The 21,616-nt window shown below is 59.7% G+C and carries 17 protein-coding genes and 1 pseudogene; 12 read left to right on the top strand and 6 right to left on the bottom strand.

Annotation, left to right across the window (positions count from 1 at the left end; translation table 11 throughout):
* Position 1 precedes the first annotated feature (1 nt).
* From H0I86_RS26915 to H0I86_RS26930, 4 genes and pseudogenes are all read right to left on the bottom strand, one after another.
* Positions 2–2,083, bottom strand: a complete 2,082-nt coding sequence (locus H0I86_RS26915; RefSeq protein ID WP_180922812.1) for a site-specific integrase — start codon at positions 2,081–2,083, stop codon at positions 2–4.
* Positions 2,080–3,768 carry an integrase gene (locus H0I86_RS26920; RefSeq protein WP_180922813.1) on the bottom strand — a complete coding sequence of 563 codons (1,689 nt, stop codon included), beginning with the start codon at positions 3,766–3,768 and terminating at the stop codon, positions 2,080–2,082. The genes H0I86_RS26915 and H0I86_RS26920 overlap by 4 nt, the downstream gene beginning before the upstream one ends.
* The gene (locus H0I86_RS26925; protein ID WP_180922814.1) at positions 3,761–4,954 is read right to left on the bottom strand and encodes a tyrosine-type recombinase/integrase; all 1,194 of its coding nucleotides are present in this window, start codon (positions 4,952–4,954) and stop codon (positions 3,761–3,763) included. The genes H0I86_RS26920 and H0I86_RS26925 overlap by 8 nt, the downstream gene beginning before the upstream one ends.
* A 60-nt stretch (positions 4,955–5,014) precedes the next feature.
* Positions 5,015–5,767, bottom strand: a pseudogene (locus H0I86_RS26930) (heme/hemin ABC transporter substrate-binding protein); the annotation flags it as partial.
* 212 nt (positions 5,768–5,979) lie between these two features.
* On the opposite strand from H0I86_RS26930, the gene H0I86_RS26935 reads away from it, so the two are divergent.
* The gene (locus H0I86_RS26935) at positions 5,980–6,297 is read left to right on the top strand and encodes a Rieske (2Fe-2S) protein (protein ID WP_180922815.1); all 318 of its coding nucleotides are present in this window, start codon (positions 5,980–5,982) and stop codon (positions 6,295–6,297) included.
* Here H0I86_RS26935 and sfsA read toward each other — a convergent pair.
* A complete protein-coding gene (sfsA, locus tag H0I86_RS26940) occupies positions 6,294–7,007 on the bottom strand; it encodes a DNA/RNA nuclease SfsA (protein WP_180922816.1) in 714 nt (237 codons plus the stop codon). The genes H0I86_RS26935 and sfsA overlap by 4 nt on opposite strands.
* The gene (locus H0I86_RS26945) at positions 7,007–8,179 is read right to left on the bottom strand and encodes a pyridoxal phosphate-dependent aminotransferase (protein ID WP_180922817.1); all 1,173 of its coding nucleotides are present in this window, start codon (positions 8,177–8,179) and stop codon (positions 7,007–7,009) included. Before H0I86_RS26945 ends, sfsA begins: the two co-directional genes overlap by 1 nt.
* A gap of 336 nt (positions 8,180–8,515) precedes the next feature.
* Here H0I86_RS26945 and dksA point away from each other — a divergent pair, with 336 nt between their 5' ends.
* The 11 genes from dksA (at position 8,516) to pgi (ending at position 21,530) form a co-directional block, all read left to right on the top strand.
* The gene (dksA, locus tag H0I86_RS26950) at positions 8,516–8,956 is read left to right on the top strand and encodes an RNA polymerase-binding protein DksA (RefSeq protein WP_007924645.1); all 441 of its coding nucleotides are present in this window, start codon (positions 8,516–8,518) and stop codon (positions 8,954–8,956) included.
* A gap of 125 nt (positions 8,957–9,081) precedes the next feature.
* Complete coding sequence (gene gluQRS / locus H0I86_RS26955) at positions 9,082–9,975, top strand: tRNA glutamyl-Q(34) synthetase GluQRS (RefSeq protein WP_180922818.1); 894 nt, start codon at positions 9,082–9,084, stop codon at positions 9,973–9,975.
* A 77-nt stretch (positions 9,976–10,052) separates the two neighbouring features.
* Complete coding sequence (locus H0I86_RS26960) at positions 10,053–10,229, top strand: hypothetical protein (protein ID WP_003176118.1); 177 nt, start codon at positions 10,053–10,055, stop codon at positions 10,227–10,229.
* Entirely contained in the window at positions 10,213–13,167 is a 2,955-nt protein-coding gene (locus H0I86_RS26965) for a sensor histidine kinase (RefSeq protein WP_180922819.1), read from the top strand. Before H0I86_RS26960 ends, H0I86_RS26965 begins: the two co-directional genes overlap by 17 nt.
* A gap of 22 nt (positions 13,168–13,189) precedes the next feature.
* Positions 13,190–14,626 (top strand): sigma-54-dependent transcriptional regulator, encoded by a 1,437-nt coding sequence (locus tag H0I86_RS26970; RefSeq protein WP_180922820.1) that lies wholly within the window; start codon positions 13,190–13,192, stop codon positions 14,624–14,626.
* Between the two features lie 735 nt (positions 14,627–15,361).
* Positions 15,362–16,765 (top strand): polynucleotide adenylyltransferase PcnB, encoded by a 1,404-nt coding sequence (locus H0I86_RS26975; protein WP_180922821.1) that lies wholly within the window; start codon positions 15,362–15,364, stop codon positions 16,763–16,765.
* Positions 16,766–16,769: 4 nt separating this feature from the next.
* Positions 16,770–17,249 (top strand): 2-amino-4-hydroxy-6-hydroxymethyldihydropteridine diphosphokinase, encoded by a 480-nt coding sequence (gene folK, locus H0I86_RS26980; protein WP_009045658.1) that lies wholly within the window; start codon positions 16,770–16,772, stop codon positions 17,247–17,249.
* 236 nt (positions 17,250–17,485) lie between these two features.
* On the top strand, positions 17,486–18,286 hold the full coding sequence (panB, locus tag H0I86_RS26985; protein WP_063433040.1) for a 3-methyl-2-oxobutanoate hydroxymethyltransferase: 801 nt from the start codon (positions 17,486–17,488) through the stop codon (positions 18,284–18,286).
* A complete protein-coding gene (gene panC / locus H0I86_RS26990; RefSeq protein WP_110177029.1) occupies positions 18,283–19,137 on the top strand; it encodes a pantoate--beta-alanine ligase in 855 nt (284 codons plus the stop codon). Before panB ends, panC begins: the two co-directional genes overlap by 4 nt.
* 109 nt (positions 19,138–19,246) lie before the next feature.
* Entirely contained in the window at positions 19,247–19,627 is a 381-nt protein-coding gene (gene panD / locus H0I86_RS26995; RefSeq protein WP_180922822.1) for an aspartate 1-decarboxylase, read from the top strand.
* Between the two features lie 238 nt (positions 19,628–19,865).
* Positions 19,866–21,530, top strand: a complete 1,665-nt coding sequence (pgi, locus tag H0I86_RS27000) for a glucose-6-phosphate isomerase (protein WP_102677908.1) — start codon at positions 19,866–19,868, stop codon at positions 21,528–21,530.
* Positions 21,531–21,616: the final 86 nt, after the last annotated feature.

The following is a 21,616-nucleotide window of genomic DNA, read 5'->3' on the forward strand; positions in this document are numbered from 1 at the left end:
GCTACACCGCCTCTACTGCTGGTATGAGACGCGATGGACGTTCTGGCAAGGGATACGGCTCAACTGGGTCTCCAAGTTCGCCTAGCACCCGCTCTGCCTCTCGCAAGTGCGTTGTGGCTCGCTCCCAGGCCGGATCGCCAAGATCTGGCCATGAGAGCACCTCAGCCTGCTGATCTCTAATGCGCCGCCATATGAGCAAGTGTCCCTGGTCGATGACACCCTCACCGCAGCCAACGCAACGAATCGCATCGTAAAGCCCCTCCCCGCCGCATCCCTTAGTCGTTGCCAAACACCAAGAGTGGCCGGTGCCACGGATAAAAACACCTTCGCCAACAGCCCTGACCAGAGCTTTAGGGTCTTTTGCTGTCTTCACCTCGGATCGCCCTCTGAAGCGCACGATATGGTCAGCCCTGCCGCCAGAGAGCTTCTGGCTTGGAGCTAGCCAGCCAGAGATGATACTTACCTGCAATTCGTCCCTTTTTGACAATACGGATTCAAAAAGCGTGTCATCAAATAGCGGGTCTTTTGCATAGTGCAGAGTCATATCCATTGACCAATGTTTGAAATGGTGTCGCAGATACCGAACATCGCCAAGTACGTTCCTAGCGACAAAGACAGCAAATGTCCTCCGGAACTGGTGTGTTGCGAGGGGCCACAGTTTCCCAGGAACTATAACAGCGCGATCAATAACCTCAGTCAAGTCATCACTCGACACTATCAGTTCAAAACGCTCTGCCACCTTTTTGAGCAGTTTATTTGTTAGTACGTTCTGTAGAAATTCAGGCCTTGTGCCAAGCGCTTTCCAACCAAGAAAAAGGCTGCTCTCCAAAAGAGCGGCGTCATTTATGATTTTCGATTTCACCATTTCGTCTCTGGCTACTTCGGACAGATACAATCTTCTTTTTTCGATGTAGGGCACCAGAGATTTCCGCACCCCGGCTGCCACATTAATAGCCTTTTCGACGACAGGTGGAACCATCCACTTTGCAGGCTTTGGCTGTTCTTCAAGTTTGTATGTGAGCCCATGAATCCAGCAATACTCTTCGCCGTCCATATCAAATGAGCGCTCAAAGCAGTTGTCTTTCAATGAAATAATTTCGGAATCCCGCATACCGCTAAACATGGCAATGACAATGTAGCAGCAAGTACGAAGAATCTTAACCTCATCATCAAGATCAGTAAGATATCGCAGTCCGTTAAGGTCAAGTAATTGCTTGGTTTTTGAAAGTGCCCTTGCCCTCGCAATATCATAAGAGACGGTTTCATGTGTCTGGTGGGAGCCCTTCTCGCCTGCTTTCAGTCTCACCTTCGCATGATATTGAGCAAGCTCAATCTCATGCGAATAAAACGAATGGAAAGTATTCCAGATATGCAAAATTCGATCTGATTCACGCTCTATGAATTCTATTGATTTTCGCCCAAGATCGGCATATAAGCGCTTTGGAATGATTTCAGTTCTAACATCATACATACCATCTGTACGTCGAGCCCCCGCAAGACTGAACGCAGTCTCCTCTGGCCATGGATGCTCATTCATTGGTTTGGGCAGATGCGCTCTAAAAGCGTAAATCAATTCGAGAATTTCTAATTGTGCAACTTTTTGTCTCTGTTTAACAGACTTATCTGCGCTTACATAGGACGCATACGCAGCACATCGCACAGGGGTTAGTTCGTCGAATCCCGTGATGGATTGCCCGCACATCCAGCGAAGAAGTGGCTTCACGCTCGTCCAGCACGAAATTAGTGTTGCGGCTTTTATATGCTTTGTTGATCGCGGCGACTTGGCGAGCCAGCGGGTATATATAAAAGATTTAGCGGCTATCAGCAAACCAGTCTCCGCTTCGTCGGTTGATCTCGTTTCATCGGAAAGCGGGTGGTCGAAATTTATATAGAGGTTTGATGTGTTTTTGTTGAGGACGTACGGGGAAAAGTCCCATATGTTGCTCTCATACCTCGAAAGCGGCATCGATTTACCGTTTTCGCCGGCAATGTATGTAACGGCAAGATCATTTCGATCCTCAACAGCGATATTTCTCAGAACTGCACAAGGCGGCCTGGCTATCGTTGCATTAGCAGCATTCATTCATCACCTCCAAGAAAAGTCCTATCTCGCCACATTGGATGAGGCGTAGCGAGGGCTCGGCGTCTCTCATGCTCAACTACAGCCGGATCAAAACGGGGAGTTATATCGTTGTCGATGACCCGGATCACCCACGCATAGACGGAATTCCAGCGCGATTTGCCAAGCAGCCCGCGCTCTTTGATCAGGAGCCAGTAAAAACTGAACAGACGGTACAGGTCTGATTCGATTACGACCTGATTTGGGCAACGAAAGCAATGGAGAAAGCGCTGACAGTTGGTGGTGCCGTTTCTTGGAGCAAAACGGCCATTGATTGGATCTGAGCAACGCGCAACACCTGTATTTAGTGCGCCGCTCAGTAGCAGATCAACTTTTTCAGGCTCTATGGATAGCTGAGCAGATAAGTCATCGCGAATGCTCTGCTCGTTCACTTGGCCGGTCATGACGCCTTCGAGAATTCGACCAACGAATTTGTGATTGCGCTCCATCTCAGGCGTGACTGCCAAGTAGTGGCTATCAGTCATGCGCGGACTGTTACCCAGGATCTGAGCCGTCTTGAACAAGTTTCCGTTGGTCAATTGCCATATTCGCGTTGCAAAGGTTTTTCGTAGCCTCGATACGTTGACCTTCAGTAGCTCTGGCTGACCGCTCGATGTTTTCCTATCGCTAAAAATTTGATGACGGGCCACGAGTGCAATGGCTTGTTGGTCAATATTGGAGGCGTTGAGGGTCGTCACGCCTTTATCCCTGGCGCGGTAAATCCAGAGACGGTCTTGCATGACCTTCGGCGCGAGTTCTAGCAACGGAAAAGATCGGGCTAGTGCTTCCCTGTACAGGGTGACCACATCGCTCGGTACGGACGCGGACTCATCATCGATAGAGTGGTAGCGAAAGGCTTGGCGGTGAATCTTGAAGCCTCGACGCTTATACAACTGGAGCACGCCCATGTCAGGCTTGAGCGGGTGATCGGTAATCGCATCTCTGCTCATCTCCAGTAGTGGCGTGAGATTGCGACCACTTCTGGCAGCGATCAGCAAAAGGTAGACCGTCATAGCTGCGGCCTCGCTCCCACCAGGCAAATTACCGGAGCGGATCATGTCTAAGTCCTTCAGGAGCGCTATCAGCAAGCGCTCGATCTCGCCCTGCGTGAATGCCTGATGACCAACATACGCTCTGTCTGCGTTCGGAAATGGGATTTGGGGAAACACGCCAATCCCGAGTTGCCCAGCGCGAACACGGTTCATCAAGACTGTTTTTGTTGTGTTGTAGATGGCCCGCGCCGATGTGACTGAGATTGTTCCCTTACCTCTTGCTGGCTGTTTCTTCAGCCATTCCGTGTAGCGTTCAACTGTGCGCGGTATTATGTCGGCGAGGCACCCTATGACGCGCCCCTTACCCGATTCAGCGTCGAGGTACTTGAACCAGTAACGCATACCAGAGGCACAAAGGTTCAGTACGGTCGCTTGGCTGACCCCCGACGATTGGATTTCGTGGACGGCCTCGTACAACTGACGTGAGAGCAATTGTCTTGTGGCTGGCTCGATCGCTCCCGGCACCGATACCCACTGCGCGAAGTCGAACACCCTCGTTCCCACGCAAATCGTCATGTCACCAAGTGGTTTTTTTGCTGTTTCAATCGAGATGATGGTTTCTGGCTGCATGCCATAGCTTTTTCTGGGTCTAGCCATGTGCACTCCCAAGCAAGTCCAACTCTTCCTGATATGTATTCAGTTCCGAGTTTTCCATGAGATCAATACAGTGAAGATAGATGCTAGTCGTTTGGACGCTGCTGTGGCCCAGTCGATCTCGAACCCAGGCAAGCGCTTGCCCCATGGCCGTGCGCTGCGACTGGTGGAGTAGTTCGAAAGTAGCAAAGGTGTGTCTCAGCATGTGCGGGGTAACCTTGAACATTACGCGAGGTTTTTTTCCCGACCAAAGTCGTCTGTACGCATTGTTCAAGCCTTTTTCACTGAAAGGATGACCATCTCTGTTTAAGAAAACGAGTTGAATCCCAGAGCGGCTTGTAGTGCGACCAGCCTTGGCCCTGAATGCTCCCTCAGCGAAGCTCAGATAGTCGAAAAGCTCCCGCATAACGTGCCAACCGATGAAGACTGTCCTAGGTTTTGAATTCTTCAGCAGCATGTCCGATGGGCTGAGATCAACACGAATGCGCTTCCGTACATCGAGCCCTGTCGGGTCAAAAACATACTTGGTAGGAAATGTCCTGCATTCTTCATTGCGAAGGCCAGTTTGAAGCATCAGCACCGTCATCAATCGAAGCGTTTTATTTGTGCATGCCTGAATCAAGAGCTTGGCTTGTTCAAGCGACAGAAGTTTAGGCGGCTCGCGAAAGACCTTCAGCCGAAGGTCGTCGCCATCTGTCACCTTGGCTGCGTGTGCATGCCTCAAGAAGCCCTGATTGTTCCCGGCAACAAATTTCGGTGAGGCATCCCAAGGAACGGAGCTAATGCGGCCTTGTTTATGCGCCCATTGATAGAACCCCATGAGGCATGTCAGGCGCTGATTCACAGTGCTCGGTTTTATGGCCCTCAAGCCCGTTGATGGACTTGTCAGGGAGATTGACCAGTTCCGGTACGCGGCAAGATTGCTTACGGCGGATCGAGCGTGCCCCGCGATAGGGACATGAGCCCAATCGAGGGCGTTTGCCTCCAGCCATGAGAAGTAGTCGTACAGTGCCTCGCCGTGATTTCTCCATGTCTTGGGGCTACGCGTCTTGCCTCGTTCCAGCGCCAGATACATAAGGTAATCGTTTGCCGGCTCTACCAACTCCATTTGCCCGTCCAGCAGGAAAGGAATTCCAATATAAGGCTGTGTTAGCAGAACGAAACTGTTATCGGTGAACAGTAGCCTCATGGTTCATACCACTCATTGAGTACTGAGAGATCCTTTCTCTCTAAGCTAATGAATCATAGGCGCTCTGTCTGTAACAGAAATAGGGTTACCCTGCTTGAACAGCGCGGCGCGGGCCGTCTCACCGCTCAGGCTGCGATCGGCAAACACCAGCACGTCAGGGTTGAGTTCGGCCAACGACTCCGTGGAAAAGGGTTTGTAACCCGTGTGGGTGGCAAGATTGCGTCCACCCGCCTGCTGCAACAGCCAGTCGGCAGCGGTGTCCTTGCCGGCAATCAGAGGTTTGCCACCCGCATGCCCGAGCAACAGCAGCACACCCGGCGGCGCCTGCTTTTTCCGGGCCTGGCTGACCCAGGCCTGCTGCTGATCCAGTTGCTGCTTATATTGCTCGAACAGTTGCGTCGCCTTGTCTTCGCTGCCCAGCAACTTGCCCAGATGCTGCAGGTTGCCCTGCAGGGTCGGCAGGTCGGCCTGGGCCGAGAACAGCTCGACCTGCACCCCGGCGCTGCGCACCTGCCAGAGCACCGGCGGCGGCCCCATCTCTTCGGTACCCACCAGAATCTGCGGACGCAGGCTGAGAATGCCTTCCGCCGACAGCTGGCGCTGATAACCGATACTCGGCAGCTTTTTCAAGGATTCGGGATGCTGGCTGGTGGTGTCCACGCCCACCAGCTTCGACTCGGCGCCCAGCGCGCTCACCCATTCGGACAGGGCGCCGCCGGCGCTTACCCAGCGTTGTGGTAACTCGGCCGCCGCAGCGGCATGACTGGCCAGAAGTCCGACACAGAGCGCGATTGCGCGGGCACTCGAACGCATAAAGGTATTCCTTCAGAGAGTGGGCCCACGGAAGCCGCCGTGCATGTGACATGCCCTGCAACCCAGGCATCGAAATGAGCAAGCGCCCCACGAGCGAAGAGGCTATTTGATAATTGTTTGCATTTGACCGTCAAGCACAGACATGTTTCATCAAGCGCCCGCAGGAAAACTGTGACAGCCTGAGCCCAGAGCCGTCGGTTACGAGGATAGACATGAAGTTTCTTTGCGCCCCCGGCGATCTGCCGGAGGCTTCCAGCCGAGGTTTCAACCTCGAAGGCCAGCCACTTTTCGCGGTGCGCCGCGATCGACAGGTCTACGTCTACACCAACCGCTGCCCCCATCGTGGGGTCGCCCTGGAGTGGCAGCCCGATCAGTTCCTCGATCCCAGCGCCAGCCTGATTCAGTGCGCCACCCACGGCGCGCTGTTTCTGATCGAAAACGGCGAATGCGTGGCCGGCCCTTGTGCCGGGCAATCCCTGACGGCCATCCCCTGCCGGGAAGACAGCCAGGGCGTCTGGGTTCAGATCTAGCCGTTGAGCAATACGTCCAGACGACGGTCGATGCACACTTCCTCGGCGGTCAAGCTTACTCCGTAGGCCAGTACCTCGACCCCGGACGCCACCGCCTCACGCAGCGCTGCGGCATAACCGGGGTCGATCTCTTCGGCCGGTCGCACCGCCTCGACACCCGACAGGTTGACGCAATACAACTGCACCGCCCGGATACCGTCACGCGCCAGGCAGGCCAACTCCCGCAAATGCTTGGCGCCACGCTGGGTCACCGCGTCCGGAAATGCCGCAACCGCGGAGCCGTCGAAGCCCAGGGTGACGCTTTTGACCTCGACAAACGCCGGGACGTCCAGGTAGTCCAGGCGGAAGTCGATACGGCTGTTTTCCTGGCCGTAGGACACTTCCCGCTTGAGCGCGGTAAAACCATTCAACTCAGTGATCACCCCGGCGCGCAGGGCTTCTTCCACCAGCGTGTTGGCCCGCGCCGTGTTGACGCAAGCCAGCCGCCCCTGAGGCGTTTCGCTGATTTCCCAGGTCCCGGGCAATTTGCGCTTGGGGTCATTGGAACGGCTGAACCAGACCTGCCCACCCTCGACCATGCAATTGAACATGGAGCCGGTGTTGGGGCAGTGAATGGTCAGCAACTCGCCGCCAATGGTCTCGATATCGGCGAGAAAACGCTTGTAACGACGGACCAGGCGACCTTCTTCGAGGGGAGGATGAAAACGCATCAGCCTTGCCAGCTCCGCAGGCCACGGGCAATCCGTTCCACCGCTTCCTGCAGGCGTGGCAGGCTCTGGGTGTAGGCGAACCGGACGTGGTGCCCGGCCTGATGGCGACCGAAATCCAGCCCCGGGGTAAAGGCAATATGCTCGGTCTCGAGGAAGTGCCGGCAAAAGGCAAAGGCATCGCCGCCGAAAGCGCTGATATCGGCATACAGATAAAACGCCCCTTCCGGCTCCACGGCGATGCCAAAGCCCAGCTCGCGAAGGGCTGGCAAGAGGAAATCGCGGCGCCGCTGAAACTCGTTGCGGCGCTCTTCCAGGATGCTGATAGTGTCTGGCTCGAAGCAGGCCAGAGCGGCGTACTGGGCCATGCTCGGGGCACTGATATAGAGGTTCTGCGCCAGTTTCTCCAACTCGCCGACCGCCGCCTGCGGCGCCACCAGCCAGCCCAGGCGCCAGCCAGTCATGCCGAAATATTTGGAAAAGCTATTCAGGACAAAGGCGCCGTCATCGACTTCCAGCACGCTGGCGGCATCGCAGCCGTAGGTCAGGCCGTGGTAGATCTCGTCCACCACCAGATGGCCGTTACGCGCCTTCACCGCGGCCGACAACCCCGCCAGTTCGTCGCGGGTGAGCAGGGTCCCGGTGGGGTTGGCCGGCGATGCCACCAGGGCGCCGACGCTGTCCTGATCCCAGTAACGCTCCAGCAGATCCGGCGTCAGTTGATAACGCACGTCCGGTCCGACCGGCACCAATTGCGCCGCGCCTTCCACCAGGCGCAGGAAGTGCCGGTTACAGGGGTAGCCCGGGTCGGCCAGCAGCCAGTGCTTGCCTGGGTCGACCAGCAGGCTACTGGCCAGCAGTAACGCACCGGAACCACCGGGCGTGATCATGATGCGCTCGGGGTCGATGTCCAGCCCGTAGCGCTGTCGATAGAAACCGGAGATGGCCGTGCGCAGCTCAGGGATCCCACGGGCGGCGGTGTAGCGGGTCTTGCCCGCCTCCAGGGCGGCCTGCCCGGCCTTGATGATCGGCTCAGCCGTGGTGAAGTCCGGTTCACCGATTTCCAGGTGAATCACATCGTGCCCGGCCGCTTGCAGCTCATTGGCGCGGGCCAGCAGGGCCATCACGTGGAAAGGTTCGATAGCGCGACTGCGCGCACTGTAGGGCTGAGCCATTAGCCTTCCTTCATTGAAGTGAGCAAAAAACCGATTCTACCCAACCCCGAAGACAAGGGAGAGCCCAAGGCCTTCGAGCACCCGCCATCCCTTCATTAAAGAAGGCCGACAGCAGGCCCAGGCTTGGCTAAAATCATTAATTGACCAGGCCCCCGAACAGACCAGGTCGGGCGGCATCGACCTTTGCAAGCGCCGCGGGACGCGGGCTCGACAACCGGGAGTAGCGCCGTCCGATTTGATCTGGTAAGTTCGCCCGCTTGCAGTCGCAGGGCCGGCATGTGTCGGTGATGGAGCAATCCTGCGCAATGGATTACATGAGTAGAGGCGGTCCATTTCATGCCCACCCAAGCAAAGCAACAGAATCAATCGATCAGCGGCTTCGAGCCCTATGTTGAAACCGCGGGCGAAGAGTACATGGGCAAGCCCATGCGCGAGCACTTCACCAAGATCCTGAACAAGTGGAAACAGGACTTGATGCAGGAAGTCGACCGCACTGTTGATCACATGAAAGACGAAGCAGCCAACTTCCCCGATCCGGCCGACCGTGCCAGCCAGGAAGAAGAATTCAGCCTGGAACTGCGCGCCCGCGACCGTGAGCGCAAGCTGATCAAGAAGATCGACAAGACGCTGCAACTGATCGAAGACGAAGAATACGGCTGGTGCGAATCCTGCGGCGTCGAGATCGGTATTCGCCGCCTGGAAGCCCGTCCTACCGCCGACATGTGTGTCGACTGCAAGACCCTGGCGGAAATCAAGGAAAAACAAGTCGGCAAGTAATCGCCAGCTTGAACGAAAAACGGAGCGTGCGAACGCTCCGTTTTTGTTTCCGCCGTGTAAGCCCCTGAAGTCCTATCGCGAGCAAGCTTCACTCCCAGGGGATCAGACCAAGTAACATCCTGCCCATGAATACCTCGACCTCTTCCTACATCGGGCGCTTCGCCCCAACCCCCAGCGGGCACCTGCATTTCGGCTCGCTGGTCGCCGCCCTGGCCTCCTACCTCGATGCCCGCGCCGTTGGCGGCCGCTGGCTGTTGCGCATGGAAGACCTTGATCCGCCTCGGGAAGAGCCCGGCGCCCAGGCAGCTATCCTCAAGGCCCTGGAAAGCTACGGCTTCGAGTGGGACGGCGAAATGGTCCGTCAAAGCGAGCGGCACGCGGCCTACGCCGAAGTCCTCGACCGCCTGTTCAACCAGGGCCTGGCTTACGCCTGCACCTGCTCGCGCAAGCAACTGGAGCCCTACCACGGCATTTATCCGGGCCTGTGCCGCAATGCCGGACACAGCCAGGAAGATGCCGCCATCCGCTTGCGCGTGCCGGAGCTGGAATATCGCTTCACCGACCGGGTCCAGGGCGAATTCCGCCAGCATCTGGGGCGGGATGTCGGCGACTTCGTGATCCGCCGCCGCGACGGTCTCTACGCCTATCAACTGGCGGTGGTGCTCGACGACGCCTGGCAAGGGGTGACCGATATCGTCCGCGGCGCCGACCTATTGGACTCCACCCCCCGCCAGCTGTACCTGCAGGAGCTGCTCGGCCTGCCGCAGCCGCGTTACCTGCATGTGCCGCTGATCACCCAGCCGGATGGGCATAAACTGGGCAAATCCTACCGTTCCCCGCCGCTGGCCGCGGACCAGGCCACACCACTGCTGCTGCGCGCCTTGCGCGCCCTGGGGCAGAAAACCGACAGCGAAATGGTCCATGCCAGCCCTCGGGAAGTGCTGAGTTGGGGCATCGAACACTGGGATGCTTTACTGATCCCACGCACACTGAGCGTGCCCGAGGCGCAAATACCCTGACGCCCCTTGCAGGTTGGCGCCCATCCGTTACCATCGCCGCACGTTTTCGGGCACGCACACAATAAAGAGAGGCCGAGATGTACATCTATCGCTTGGTCCTGCTGCTGGTAGTGGGGATCTATCTGTTCTCCCCCGCCATCATGGATTGGTGGATCGATGCTACGGGCGCCTGGTATCGCCCGTATCTGCTCTGGCTGATCCTGATCGTCGTGACCTTCATCCTGCAGAGCCAAAAAGATGCCGATGAGCTTTAGCCTGACCCAGATGATCCTGATCAGCGCCGCGTACCTGCTGGTGCTGTTCGGGGTGGCCTGGATCAGCGAACGCGGCATGATCCCGCGCTCGATCATCCGCCACCCGCTGACCTACACCCTGTCCCTCGGGGTCTACGCCAGCGCCTGGGCCTTTTACGGCACGGTTGGCCTGGCCTATCAGTACGGCTACGGTTTTCTTTCCAGTTATCTTGGGGTTTCCGGCGCCTTCCTGCTGGCGCCGGTGCTGCTTTACCCGATCCTGAAAATCACCCGCACCTATCAACTGTCGTCGCTGGCCGACCTGTTCGCCTTCCGTTTTCGCAGCACCTGGGCCGGCGCGCTGACCACGGTGATCATGCTGGTCGGTGTATTGCCCCTTCTGGCCTTGCAGATCCAGGCGGTCGCGGACTCCATCGGCATCCTCACCCGCGAGCCGGTGCAGCACCGGGTTGCCCTGAGTTTCTGTGCACTGATCACTCTGTTCACCATCTTCTTCGGCTCCCGGCACATCGCCACCCGGGAAAAACACGAAGGCCTGGTGTTCGCCATCGCCTTCGAGTCGGTGATCAAGCTGATCGCCATCGGCGGTGTCGGCCTCTATGCCCTGTACGGCGTGTTCGATGGCCCGCAACAGCTGGAACTCTGGCTGCTGCAGAACCAGACCGCCCTCGCCGCCCTGCATACACCGCTGCAGGAAGGACCGTGGCGCACCCTGCTGCTGGTGTTCTTCGCCTCGGCGATCGTGATGCCGCACATGTACCACATGACCTTCACCGAGAACCTCAACCCGCGCTCGCTGGTCAGTGCCAGTTGGGGCCTGCCGCTGTTCCTGTTGCTGATGAGCCTGGCGGTGCCACTGATCCTCTGGGCCGGCCTGAAACTGGGCGCCACCACCAACCCCGAGTACTTCACCCTCGGCATCGGTATCGCCGCCAACAAGCCGGCATTGGCCTTGATGGCCTACATTGGTGGGCTTTCCGCCGCCAGCGGCCTGATCATCGTCACCACCCTGGCGCTGTCGGGGATGGCCCTCAACCATCTGGTGCTGCCGCTGTATCAGCCACCGGCCGAAGGCAACATCTACCGCTGGCTGAAATGGACCCGCCGCGCGCTGATCGTGGCCATCATCATGGCCGGCTATGCCTTTTACCTGCTGCTGGGGGTCGAGCAGGACCTGGCCAACCTCGGCATCGTGGCCTTTGTCGCGACCCTGCAGTTCCTCCCCGGCGTGCTCTCGGTGCTGTACTGGCCGACCGCCAACCGACGCGGCTTCATCGCCGGGCTGATGGCCGGGACACTGGTGTGGCTGGTGACCATGCTACTGCCGTTAATCGGCAACCTGCAGGGCTTCTATATACCGCTGCTGAACATGATCTACGTGCTGGACGACACCAGTTGGCACATGGCGGCCATCGCCTCGCTGGCCGCCAACGTCCTGATGTTCACCCTGATTTCACTGTTCACCAACGCCAGCTCCGAAGAGGCCAGCGCCGCCGAAGCCTGCGCGGTGGACAACGTGCGCCGGCCACAACGTCGCGAACTGCATGCCGCCTCGCCCCAGGAGTTCGCCACCCAGCTGGCCAAGCCCCTGGGCGCCAAGGCCGCGCAGAAGGAAGTCGAGCAGGCGCTGCGCGACCTGTACCTGCCCTTCGACGAGCGTCGCCCCTATGCCCTGCGCCGCTTGCGCGACCGCATCGAAGCCAACCTCTCCGGCCTGATGGGCCCCAGTGTGGCCCAGGACATGGTGGAAACCTTCCTGCCCTACAAGGCCGGCGGCGAAAACTACGTGACCGAAGACATTCACTTCATCGAAAGCCGGCTCGAGGACTACCACTCGCGCCTGACCGGCCTGGCCGCCGAGCTCGATGCCTTGCGCCGCTACCACCGCCAGACCTTGCAAGAACTGCCGATGGGCGTCTGCTCCCTGGCCAAGGACCAGGAAATCCTCATGTGGAACAAGGCCATGGAAGAGCTGACCAGCATTCCGGCGCAGCATGTGGTCGGTTCGCGCCTGAGCACCATCGCCGATCCCTGGAGAGAGCTGCTGCAAGGCTTCATCAACGTCCCCGACGAACATCTGCATAAGCAGCACCTGGCCCTCGACGGCCAGACCCGCTGGCTGAACCTGCACAAGGCCGCCATCGACGAACCCCTGGCCCCGGGCAACAGCGGCCTGGTGCTGCTGGTGGAAGACCTGACCGAAACCCAGATGCTCGAAGACAAGCTGGTGCATTCCGAGCGGTTGGCCAGCATCGGTCGCCTGGCCGCCGGCGTGGCCCACGAAATCGGCAACCCGATCACCGGTATCGCCTGCCTGGCGCAGAACCTGCGCGAAGAGCGCGAAGAGGACGGCGAACTCACCGAAATCAGTGGCCAGATCCTCGAGCAGACCAAGCGCGTGTCGCGCATCGTCCAGTCGCTGATGAGCTTCGCCCACGCCGGCAGCCACCAGCACAACGACGAAGCCGTGTGCCTGGCCGAGGTCGCGCAGGATGCCATTGGCCTGCTGGCGCTGAACCGACGAAATTTCGAAGTGCAGTTCTTTAACCTGTGCGATCCGGACCACTGGGTCGACGGCGACCCGCAGCGGCTCGCCCAGGTACTGATCAACCTGCTATCCAATGCCCGCGACGCCTCACCGGCGGGCAGCGCTGTACGGGTCAAGAGCGAGGCCGGCGAACACACGATCGACCTGATCGTCGAAGACGAAGGCAGCGGCATCCCATCGAGCATCATGGATCGACTGTTCGAACCCTTCTTCACCACCAAGGATCCGGGCGAAGGCACCGGACTGGGCCTTGCACTGGTCTATTCCATCGTTGAAGAGCATTATGGACAAATCACCATCGACAGCCCGGCTGACACCGAAAGCCAACGCGGCACCCGTATCCGGGTGACCTTACCGCGTCATGTCGAAGCGACGTCCGCTGTGAACTGAGACCGTCGAGAGAATCGAATCAATGCCGCACATTTTGATCGTCGAAGACGAAACAATTATCCGCTCCGCCTTGCGCCGCCTGCTGGAACGCAACCAGTACCAAGTCAGCGAAGCCGGTTCCGTGCAGGAAGCACAAGAGCGTTTCAGCATTCCCACGTTCGACCTGATCGTCAGCGACCTGCGCTTGCCAGGCGCCCCCGGCACCGAGCTGATCAAGCTCGGCCAGGGCACCCCGGTGCTGATCATGACCAGCTACGCCAGCCTGCGCTCGGCGGTCGACTCGATGAAGATGGGCGCGGTGGACTACATCGCCAAGCCTTTCGATCACGACGAAATGCTCCAGGCCGTGGCGCGCATCCTGCGCGACCGCCAGACCGCGCAGAGCAGCCCCAACGAGCGGCCGGCCACCAAGTCGGGCAACGGCGCGGACAAGGCCGGTGCTAACGCCAGCAACGGCGAAATCGGCATCATCGGTTCCTGCCCACCGATGCAGGACCTGTACAGCAAGATCCGCAAGGTCGCCCCGACAGACTCCAATGTACTGATCCAAGGCGAATCCGGGACCGGCAAGGAACTGGTGGCCCGCGCCCTGCACAACCTGTCCAAGCGCGCCAAGGCGCCGATGATCTCGGTGAACTGCGCGGCCATTCCGGAAACCCTGATCGAGTCCGAGCTGTTCGGCCACGAAAAAGGCGCCTTCACCGGTGCCAGCGCCGGGCGCGCCGGCCTGGTGGAAGCGGCGGACGGCGGCACCTTGTTCCTCGACGAAATCGGCGAATTGCCGCTCGAAGCCCAGGCCCGCCTGTTGCGCGTGCTGCAGGAAGGCGAGATCCGCCGGGTCGGCTCGGTGCAGTCGCAGAAGGTCGATGTGCGCCTGATCGCCGCGACCCACCGCGACCTCAAGAGCTTGGCCAAGATCGGCCAGTTCCGTGAAGACCTGTATTACCGCCTGCACGTGATTGCCCTGAAACTGCCAGCCCTGCGCGAACGCGGCGCCGACGTCAACGAAATCGCCAATGCCTTCCTCGCCCGCCAGAGCGCACGCGTGGGCCGCACGGACCTGAAGTTCGCCCCGGACGCCGAGCAAGCCATTCGCCATTACTCTTGGCCGGGTAACGTTCGCGAACTGGAAAACGCCGTCGAGCGCTCGGTCATCCTGTGCGAAAGCCCGGAAATCTCCGCGGATCTGCTGGGTATCGATATCGAACTGAGCGATCTGGAAGACGATGAATTCATCGGCCTGGCGCCCCAGGCCGCCAACGCCAACAACAGCAGCCACGAGCCGGCCGAAGACCTGTCGCTGGAAGACTACTTCCAGCATTTCGTCCTCGAACACCAGGACCACATGACCGAGACCGAACTGGCACGCAAACTGGGCGTCAGCCGCAAATGCCTGTGGGAACGTCGCCAGCGCCTGGGTATCCCACGACGCAAGACCGGGGTCGCCAGCGAAAGCTGAAGCCCGGCGGTAACGGGTTGCAGGTAACACGCGACCTTGTGAAAAAACTGTTACCTCAGTCATTTCACGTAACAAAAGCCGGGGCTTACGGTAACGAAGCCCCGGCTTTTTTTCGCCTGGAGAAACCTCCGAACCGCGCCTAACCCCTTGTTTTACTGGGCCTCGCAAAAGTTGGCACGGCACCTGCTATATGTTTTGGTACAAGAACAATAACAAGCAATGCATAAGACAATAAAAATAAGACGAATCGACTCACGCACAATAAAAACAACACGGCGGAGGCGCAGCTAACTGATTCTTTTGGAGAGGCGTTGTCATTGGGGCTTGCCCCACAACCAGGCCGAGAACAACAAAAACTGCCCTAAGGCAGAGCCTGAACTGGTTGGATCATTGATCATCGCAACACAGCGACCAAAGCAATCCGTTTGCTCTTGGCTCCCGATTGGGAGGGTCACTCTGGGTTAACCAGGTGACAAGGGCGTTAAACAAAAACAAGAAGCCCGAAACCAATAATAAAAATAGAGCACGCAAACACTTCTGGGGGAGCTTCGGCTCCCCTTGTGGTTTGCGCGATTACGGTTTTACTCACGCAAAGCCCCGCCAACCCGCGCTCCAAAGCTCCGCGCACGACTCGCCTCAGCTTCCTACACCATCCCCCGACTAAATGCTAGAATCCCCGCCCATCATGCGGTCATTCTTCGTTATGGCCGAACATTCCTTCAAACAGTGCATCCCATGCTGAAGAAGTTGTTCCAGTCATTCCGTTCTCCCATGCGTCGTACGCAACACAAACGCAGCACGCCTGAAGTGCTCAACAGCAGCCAACATTCGCTGCAACGCGCCCAGTTCAGCCGTTATGCGGTGAACATCGTCGAACGCCTGCAGAACGCTGGCTACCAGGCCTACCTGGTCGGCGGTTGCGTGCGCGACATGCTGCTCAATATCACCCCCAAGGATTTCGACGTCGCCACCAGCGCCACGCCGGAACAGGTGCGGGCCGAATTCCGCAACGCCCGGATCATCGGCCGCCGGTTCAAGCTGGTGCATATCCACTTCGGACGCGAAATCATCGAGGTCGCGACCTTCCGCGCCAATCATCCGCAAAACGATGAAGAGGAAGACAGCAACCAGTCCTCGCGCAACGAAAGCGGGCGCATCCTGCGCGACAACGTGTACGGCACCCTCGAAGAGGACGCCCAGCGCCGCGACTTCACCATCAATGCCCTGTATTACGATCCGGTCAGCGAGCGCATCCTCGACTACGCCAACGGCGTACACGACATCCGCAATCATCTGGTCCGCCTGATCGGCGATCCACGCCAGCGCTACCAGGAAGATCCGGTACGCATGCTGCGGGCCGTGCGCTTCGCCGCCAAGCTGGATTTCGGTATCGAGAAACACACCGCCACGCCGATCCGCGACCTGGCCCCTATGCTGCGGGAAATCCCTTCGGCACGTCTGTTCGAGGAAGTGCTCAAGCTATTCCTGTCCGGCCATGCCGCCGACACCTTCGAGATGCTGGTCGACCTGCAACTGTTCGATCCGCTGTTCCCGGCCAGCGCCGAGGCGCTGGAGTACAACCCGACCTACACCCACACGCTGATCAGCGAAGCCCTGATCAATACCGACCTGCGCATCAAGCAGAACAAGCCGGTCACCCCGGCTTTCCTGTTCGCCGCGCTGCTGTGGCCTGCCCTGCCGGCTCGCGTGCTGCGCCTCCAGGAACGCGGCATGCCGCCGATTCCGGCGATGCAGGAAGCTGCTCACGAATTGATCAGCGAACAGTGCCAGCGCATTGCCATTCCAAAACGCTTCACCATGCCGATCCGCGAAATCTGGGACATGCAGGAACGCCTGCCACGTCGCAGCGGCAAGCGCGCCGACCAGTTGCTGGACAACCCGCGGTTCCGCGCCGGTTATGACTTCCTGCTGCTGCGCGAAAGCGCAGGCGAGCAGACCGATGGCCTGGGCGAATGGTGGACCGACTATCAGGACGCCAACGACGCCGGTCGCCGCGACATGATTCGCGACCTGAGCGGCAAGGACGAAGCCGGCACGGGCCCGCGCAAGCGTCGTCGCAGCAGTGGCGCCAAACGCAAGCGCGCCACCGCCGGCGCACCGAGCGCTTCCGGCGAATAACCCGATGGAACGCATCTACATCGGCATGGGCAGCAACCTGGCTGCCCCGGCGGAACAATTGCGCAGCGCGATCGACGCGCTGGCACAATTGCCACACAGCCAACTAGCGGGAGTCTCGGCCTTCTATCAAAGCGACTCCCTGCTGCCCGGCCAACCGCGCTACACCAACGCCGTGGCCGCCCTGGACAGCAGCCTCGCGCCTCTCGAACTGCTGGACGCGCTGCAAGCCATCGAAAACGGCCAAGGCCGCGAGCGCCTCGAGCGCTGGGGGCCGCGCACCCTGGACCTGGATATCCTGCTGTTCGGCGATCGCCTGATCGACGAACCGCGGCTCAAGGTCCCGCATTACCACATGCAGGCCCGGGCCTTCGTCCTCTATCCCCTGGCCGAACTGGCCCCCGCCGACCTGCAATTGGCCGACGGCCGCCACCTGCGCGATCTGCTCGCCGCCTGCCCATTTGTCGGCCTGGAACGTCTGGCCTGACTGCTGAAACGCATCAGTTACGGCGGTAACACTCACGCCGTAACAATGCGGTAACACATGCAATTGACTTCCCGAGTTCTCCTCACGACTATAGGCGTCCCGTTGCCGCCAACACGGCGTTACAGGGCGCAATCCAGGCCTTATAAGCACGACAACAGACCGTGCGCCTGTATAGATAAGAATCACGCGCGTTACTCGCAGCAGTTTCCAGAGCGCCTGAATGAGGACCCTTTTTCATGCCAGACATCACCCTGACCACCCTGCAAGGCCTCAAGCAGAAAGGTGAAAAAATCACCATGCTGACCTGCTATGACGCGACCTTCGCCCACACCTGTTGCCAGGCCGGCGTTGAAGTACTGCTGGTGGGCGACTCCCTCGGCATGGTCTTGCAAGGGCACGACAGCACACTGCCAGTCACTACCGCCGAGATGGCCTACCACGTCGCCGCGGTCAAACGCGGCAACAGTGGCGCCCTGATCCTCGCCGACCTGCCGTTCATGGCCTATGCCACCACCGAGCAGGCCCTGAACAACAGCGCCCAACTGATGCAGGCCGGCGCGCACATGATCAAGGTCGAAGGCGCGCTGTGGCTGGCGGAGTCCATCCGCCTGCTGGCCGAGCGCGGCATACCGGTCTGCGCCCACATGGGTCTGACCCCGCAATCGGTGAACATCCTCGGCGGCTACAAGGTTCAGGGACGTAACGAAAACCAGGCCCGGCAGATGCGTGCCGATGCCATCGCCCTGGAAGCGGCCGGCGCGGCGATGCTGCTGCTCGAATGCGTGCCGAGCGAACTGGCGGCGGAAATCACCCAGGCGGTGAAGATTCCGGTGATCGGCATCGGTGCCGGCAGCGCCACCGACGGTCAGGTGCTGGTTCTGCACGACATGCTGGGCCTGTCCCTGAGCGGTCGTGCGCCGAAGTTCGTGAAGAACTTCATGGCCGGCCAGGAAAGCATCCAGGCGGCCTTGAGCGCCTATGTCAGTGAGGTCAAGGCCGTGACCTTCCCAGGCGCCGAACATGGGTTTTCTGCATGAATACTGTAAAAACCGTACGTGAACTGCGTGCCGCCGTGGCCCGTGCCCGCAGCGAGGGTAAGCGCATCGGCTTCGTACCGACCATGGGCAACCTGCACAGCGGTCATGCGGCCCTGGTGACCAAGGCAGCCCAGCGAGTGGATTTCGTGGTGGCGAGCATTTTCGTCAACCCGCTGCAATTCGGCGCTGGCGAAGACCTCGACAAGTACCCGCGAACCCTGGCCGCTGACCAGGAAAAGCTCCTGCAAGCCGGTTGCCATCTGCTGTTCGCCCCTAGCGTCGAAGAGATGTACCCCGACGGCATGGACGGCCAGACCCGGGTCAGCGTGCCACAACTCTCCGAAGGCCTGTGCGGCGCCAGCCGCCCCGGGCATTTCGAAGGGGTGGCCACGGTGGTCAGCAAGCTGTTCAACATGGTGCAGCCGGACCTTGCGGTCTTCGGCCAGAAGGACTTCCAGCAACTGGCGGTGATCCGCGCCCTGGTGCATGACCTGAACATGCCGATCCAGATCATCGGCGAGCCCACCGTGCGTGCTGCCGACGGCCTCGCGCTGTCGTCGCGCAACGGCTATCTGAGCGAAGAACAACGTGCCATCGCCCCGGCGATCTATCGTGGCCTGACTCAGATCGCCCAGGCCATCAGCCAGGGTGAGCGGGACTATCCAAAACTGCTGGACGAGCAGAAACAAGTGCTCGAAGCCGCCGGCTTCCGCCCGGATTACCTGGAAATCCGCCATGCCCGGACCCTGCGCCCGGCCACTGCGCAAGACCGCGACCTGGTGATCCTGGCAGCGGCCTATCTGGGCGCTACCCGCCTGATCGACAACCTGCATCTGGACCTCGACGCCTAGGTCCCAAAGGCCGATTGCCCGAAGCCCGACCTTCGGGCAAACTGCCGCCGCCCGGGGCCTGCTGCGATGCTGCGGGCCCTGTTCGAGGACCTGACCGAGAGAACCACTCATGCACGCCATCATGCTCAAGGCCAAGCTGCATCGCGCCGAAGTCACCCACGCTGTGCTCGACTACGAAGGCTCCTGCGCCATCGACGGCGAGTGGCTGGACTTGTCCGGTATCCGTGAGTACGAACAGATCCAGATCTACAACGTCGACAATGGCGAACGCTTCACCACCTACGCCATTCGTGGCGAGGAAGGCTCGCGCATGATCTCGGTCAACGGTGCCGCCGCGCACAAGGCCAAGGTTGGCGACCGGGTGATCATCTGCGCTTACGCTCACTACAGCGAAGCCGAACTGCTCAACTTCAAGCCGCGCATGCTCTATATGGCGCCGGGCAACGAGCTGAGCCACACCAGCCACTCCATTCCGGTTCAGGTCGCCTGAGCCCCAGTCATTCTCACCCCTGAAATCCCGCTCGTTGCGCGGCTCTGAGGCGCCGGTATAAAAAGTACCGGTCGCAGGTCAGACAAAGCCAAGACAGATCAGCACGCGAGAGTTACTGTAATCGCCCTGCGTGCTTAATCGTGTCAGCGCAGGTTTGACCGAACGTTATTCTTCAAGCAGGACGTTCCGGGCTTTTCAGTGTCCAACAGGCAGTTCAAGTAAAAGGAAAACCGCAGCGATGGCGTACTACCGCACTCCTCACGACGTTACCGCTCTGCCCGCCTGGCAAGCGTTGAATGACCACCGCCAAGCCATGCAGGATTTCAGCATGCGCGAGGCCTTTAATGCCGACCCGCAGCGCTTTCATCAATTCAGCCTCAGCGGCTGTGGGCTTTTTCTCGATTACTCGAAGAACCTGATCACCTCCGAAACCCGCAACCTGTTGGTGGGCCTGGCCAATGAAGCCGGTCTGCAGGACGCGATCAAGGCGCTGTTCGCCGGTGAGCTGGTCAACTCTTCCGAAGGCCGTCCGGCCCTGCACACCGCCCTGCGCCGTCCAGTGGGCGACAAGCTGTCGGTCAACGGCGTCAACGTGATGCCGGAAGTGCACAAGGTGCTGAACCAGATCACCGAACTGGTCGGGCGTATCCATGACGGCCTGTGGCGTGGCTACACCGAGAAGCCGATCACCGACGTGGTGAACATCGGCATCGGCGGTTCCTTCCTCGGCCCCGAGCTGGTGTCCGAAGCCCTGTTGTCCTACGCCCAGAAAGGCGTGCGTTGCCATTACCTGGCCAATATCGACGGCAGCGAGTTCCACGAACTGTCGTCGAAGATCCGCGCCGAAACCACGCTGTTCATCGTCTCGTCGAAATCCTTCAACACCCTGGAAACCCTGAAGAACGCCCAGGCCGCACGCGCCTGGTACCTGGCTCAGGGCGGTTCCGAGGCCGAGCTGTATCGCCACTTCATCGCGGTATCGAGCAACAACGCCGCGGCCGTGGCCTTCGGCATCCGTGAAGAGAACATTTTCCCGATGTGGGACTGGGTTGGCGGGCGTTACTCGCTGTGGTCAGCCATCGGCCTGCCGATCGCCCTGGCCATCGGCATGTCCAACTTCAAGGAACTGCTGTCCGGCGCCTACACCATGGACCAGCACTTCCAGACCGCGCCGTTCGAGCAGAACATGCCGGTCCTCCTGGCCCTGCTGGGCGTGTGGTACGGCAATTTCTGGGGTGCGCAAAGCCACGCGATCCTGCCGTACGACCACTACCTGCGCAACATCACCAAGCACTTGCAGCAGCTGGACATGGAATCCAACGGCAAGAGCGTGCGCCAGGACGGCACGCCGGTTTCCACCGACACCGGCCCGGTGATCTGGGGTGGCGTGGGCTGCAACGGTCAGCACGCGTACCACCAGTTGTTGCACCAGGGCACCCAGCTGATCCCGGCCGACTTCATCGTGCCTATCGTCAGCTTCAACCCGGTGGCCGACCATCACCAGTGGCTGTACGCCAACTGCCTGTCGCAAAGCCAGGCGCTGATGCTCGGCAAGACCCGCGCCGAGGCCGAGGCCGAGCTGCGTGAAAAAGGCATGAGCGAGGCCGAAGTCCAGAAACTGGCACCGCACAAGGTGATCCCGGGCAACCGTCCGAGCAACACCCTGGTGGTCGAACGCATCAGTCCGCGCCGCCTGGGCGCGCTGGTGGCGATGTACGAACACAAGGTTTTCGTGCAGAGCGTGATCTGGGGCATCAACGCCTTCGACCAATGGGGCGTGGAGCTGGGCAAAGAGCTGGGCAAGGGCGTCTACAACCGCCTGGTCGGCAGCGAAGAAACCCCGGCCGAAGATGCTTCGACCCAGGGCCTGATCAACTACTTCCGCGGTCGCCACCGCGGCTGATAGCCCGCTGAAATCCCCCTTCGCGAACCGGCCCGTTGCTACGCAAACCCCATCCATTGCGTAGCGGCGGGCCGATTCACGATCGG

The sequence above is a fragment of the Pseudomonas chlororaphis subsp. aurantiaca genome (genome assembly GCF_013466605.1).
GTDB classification, from domain to species: domain Bacteria; phylum Pseudomonadota; class Gammaproteobacteria; order Pseudomonadales; family Pseudomonadaceae; genus Aquipseudomonas; species Aquipseudomonas chlororaphis_I.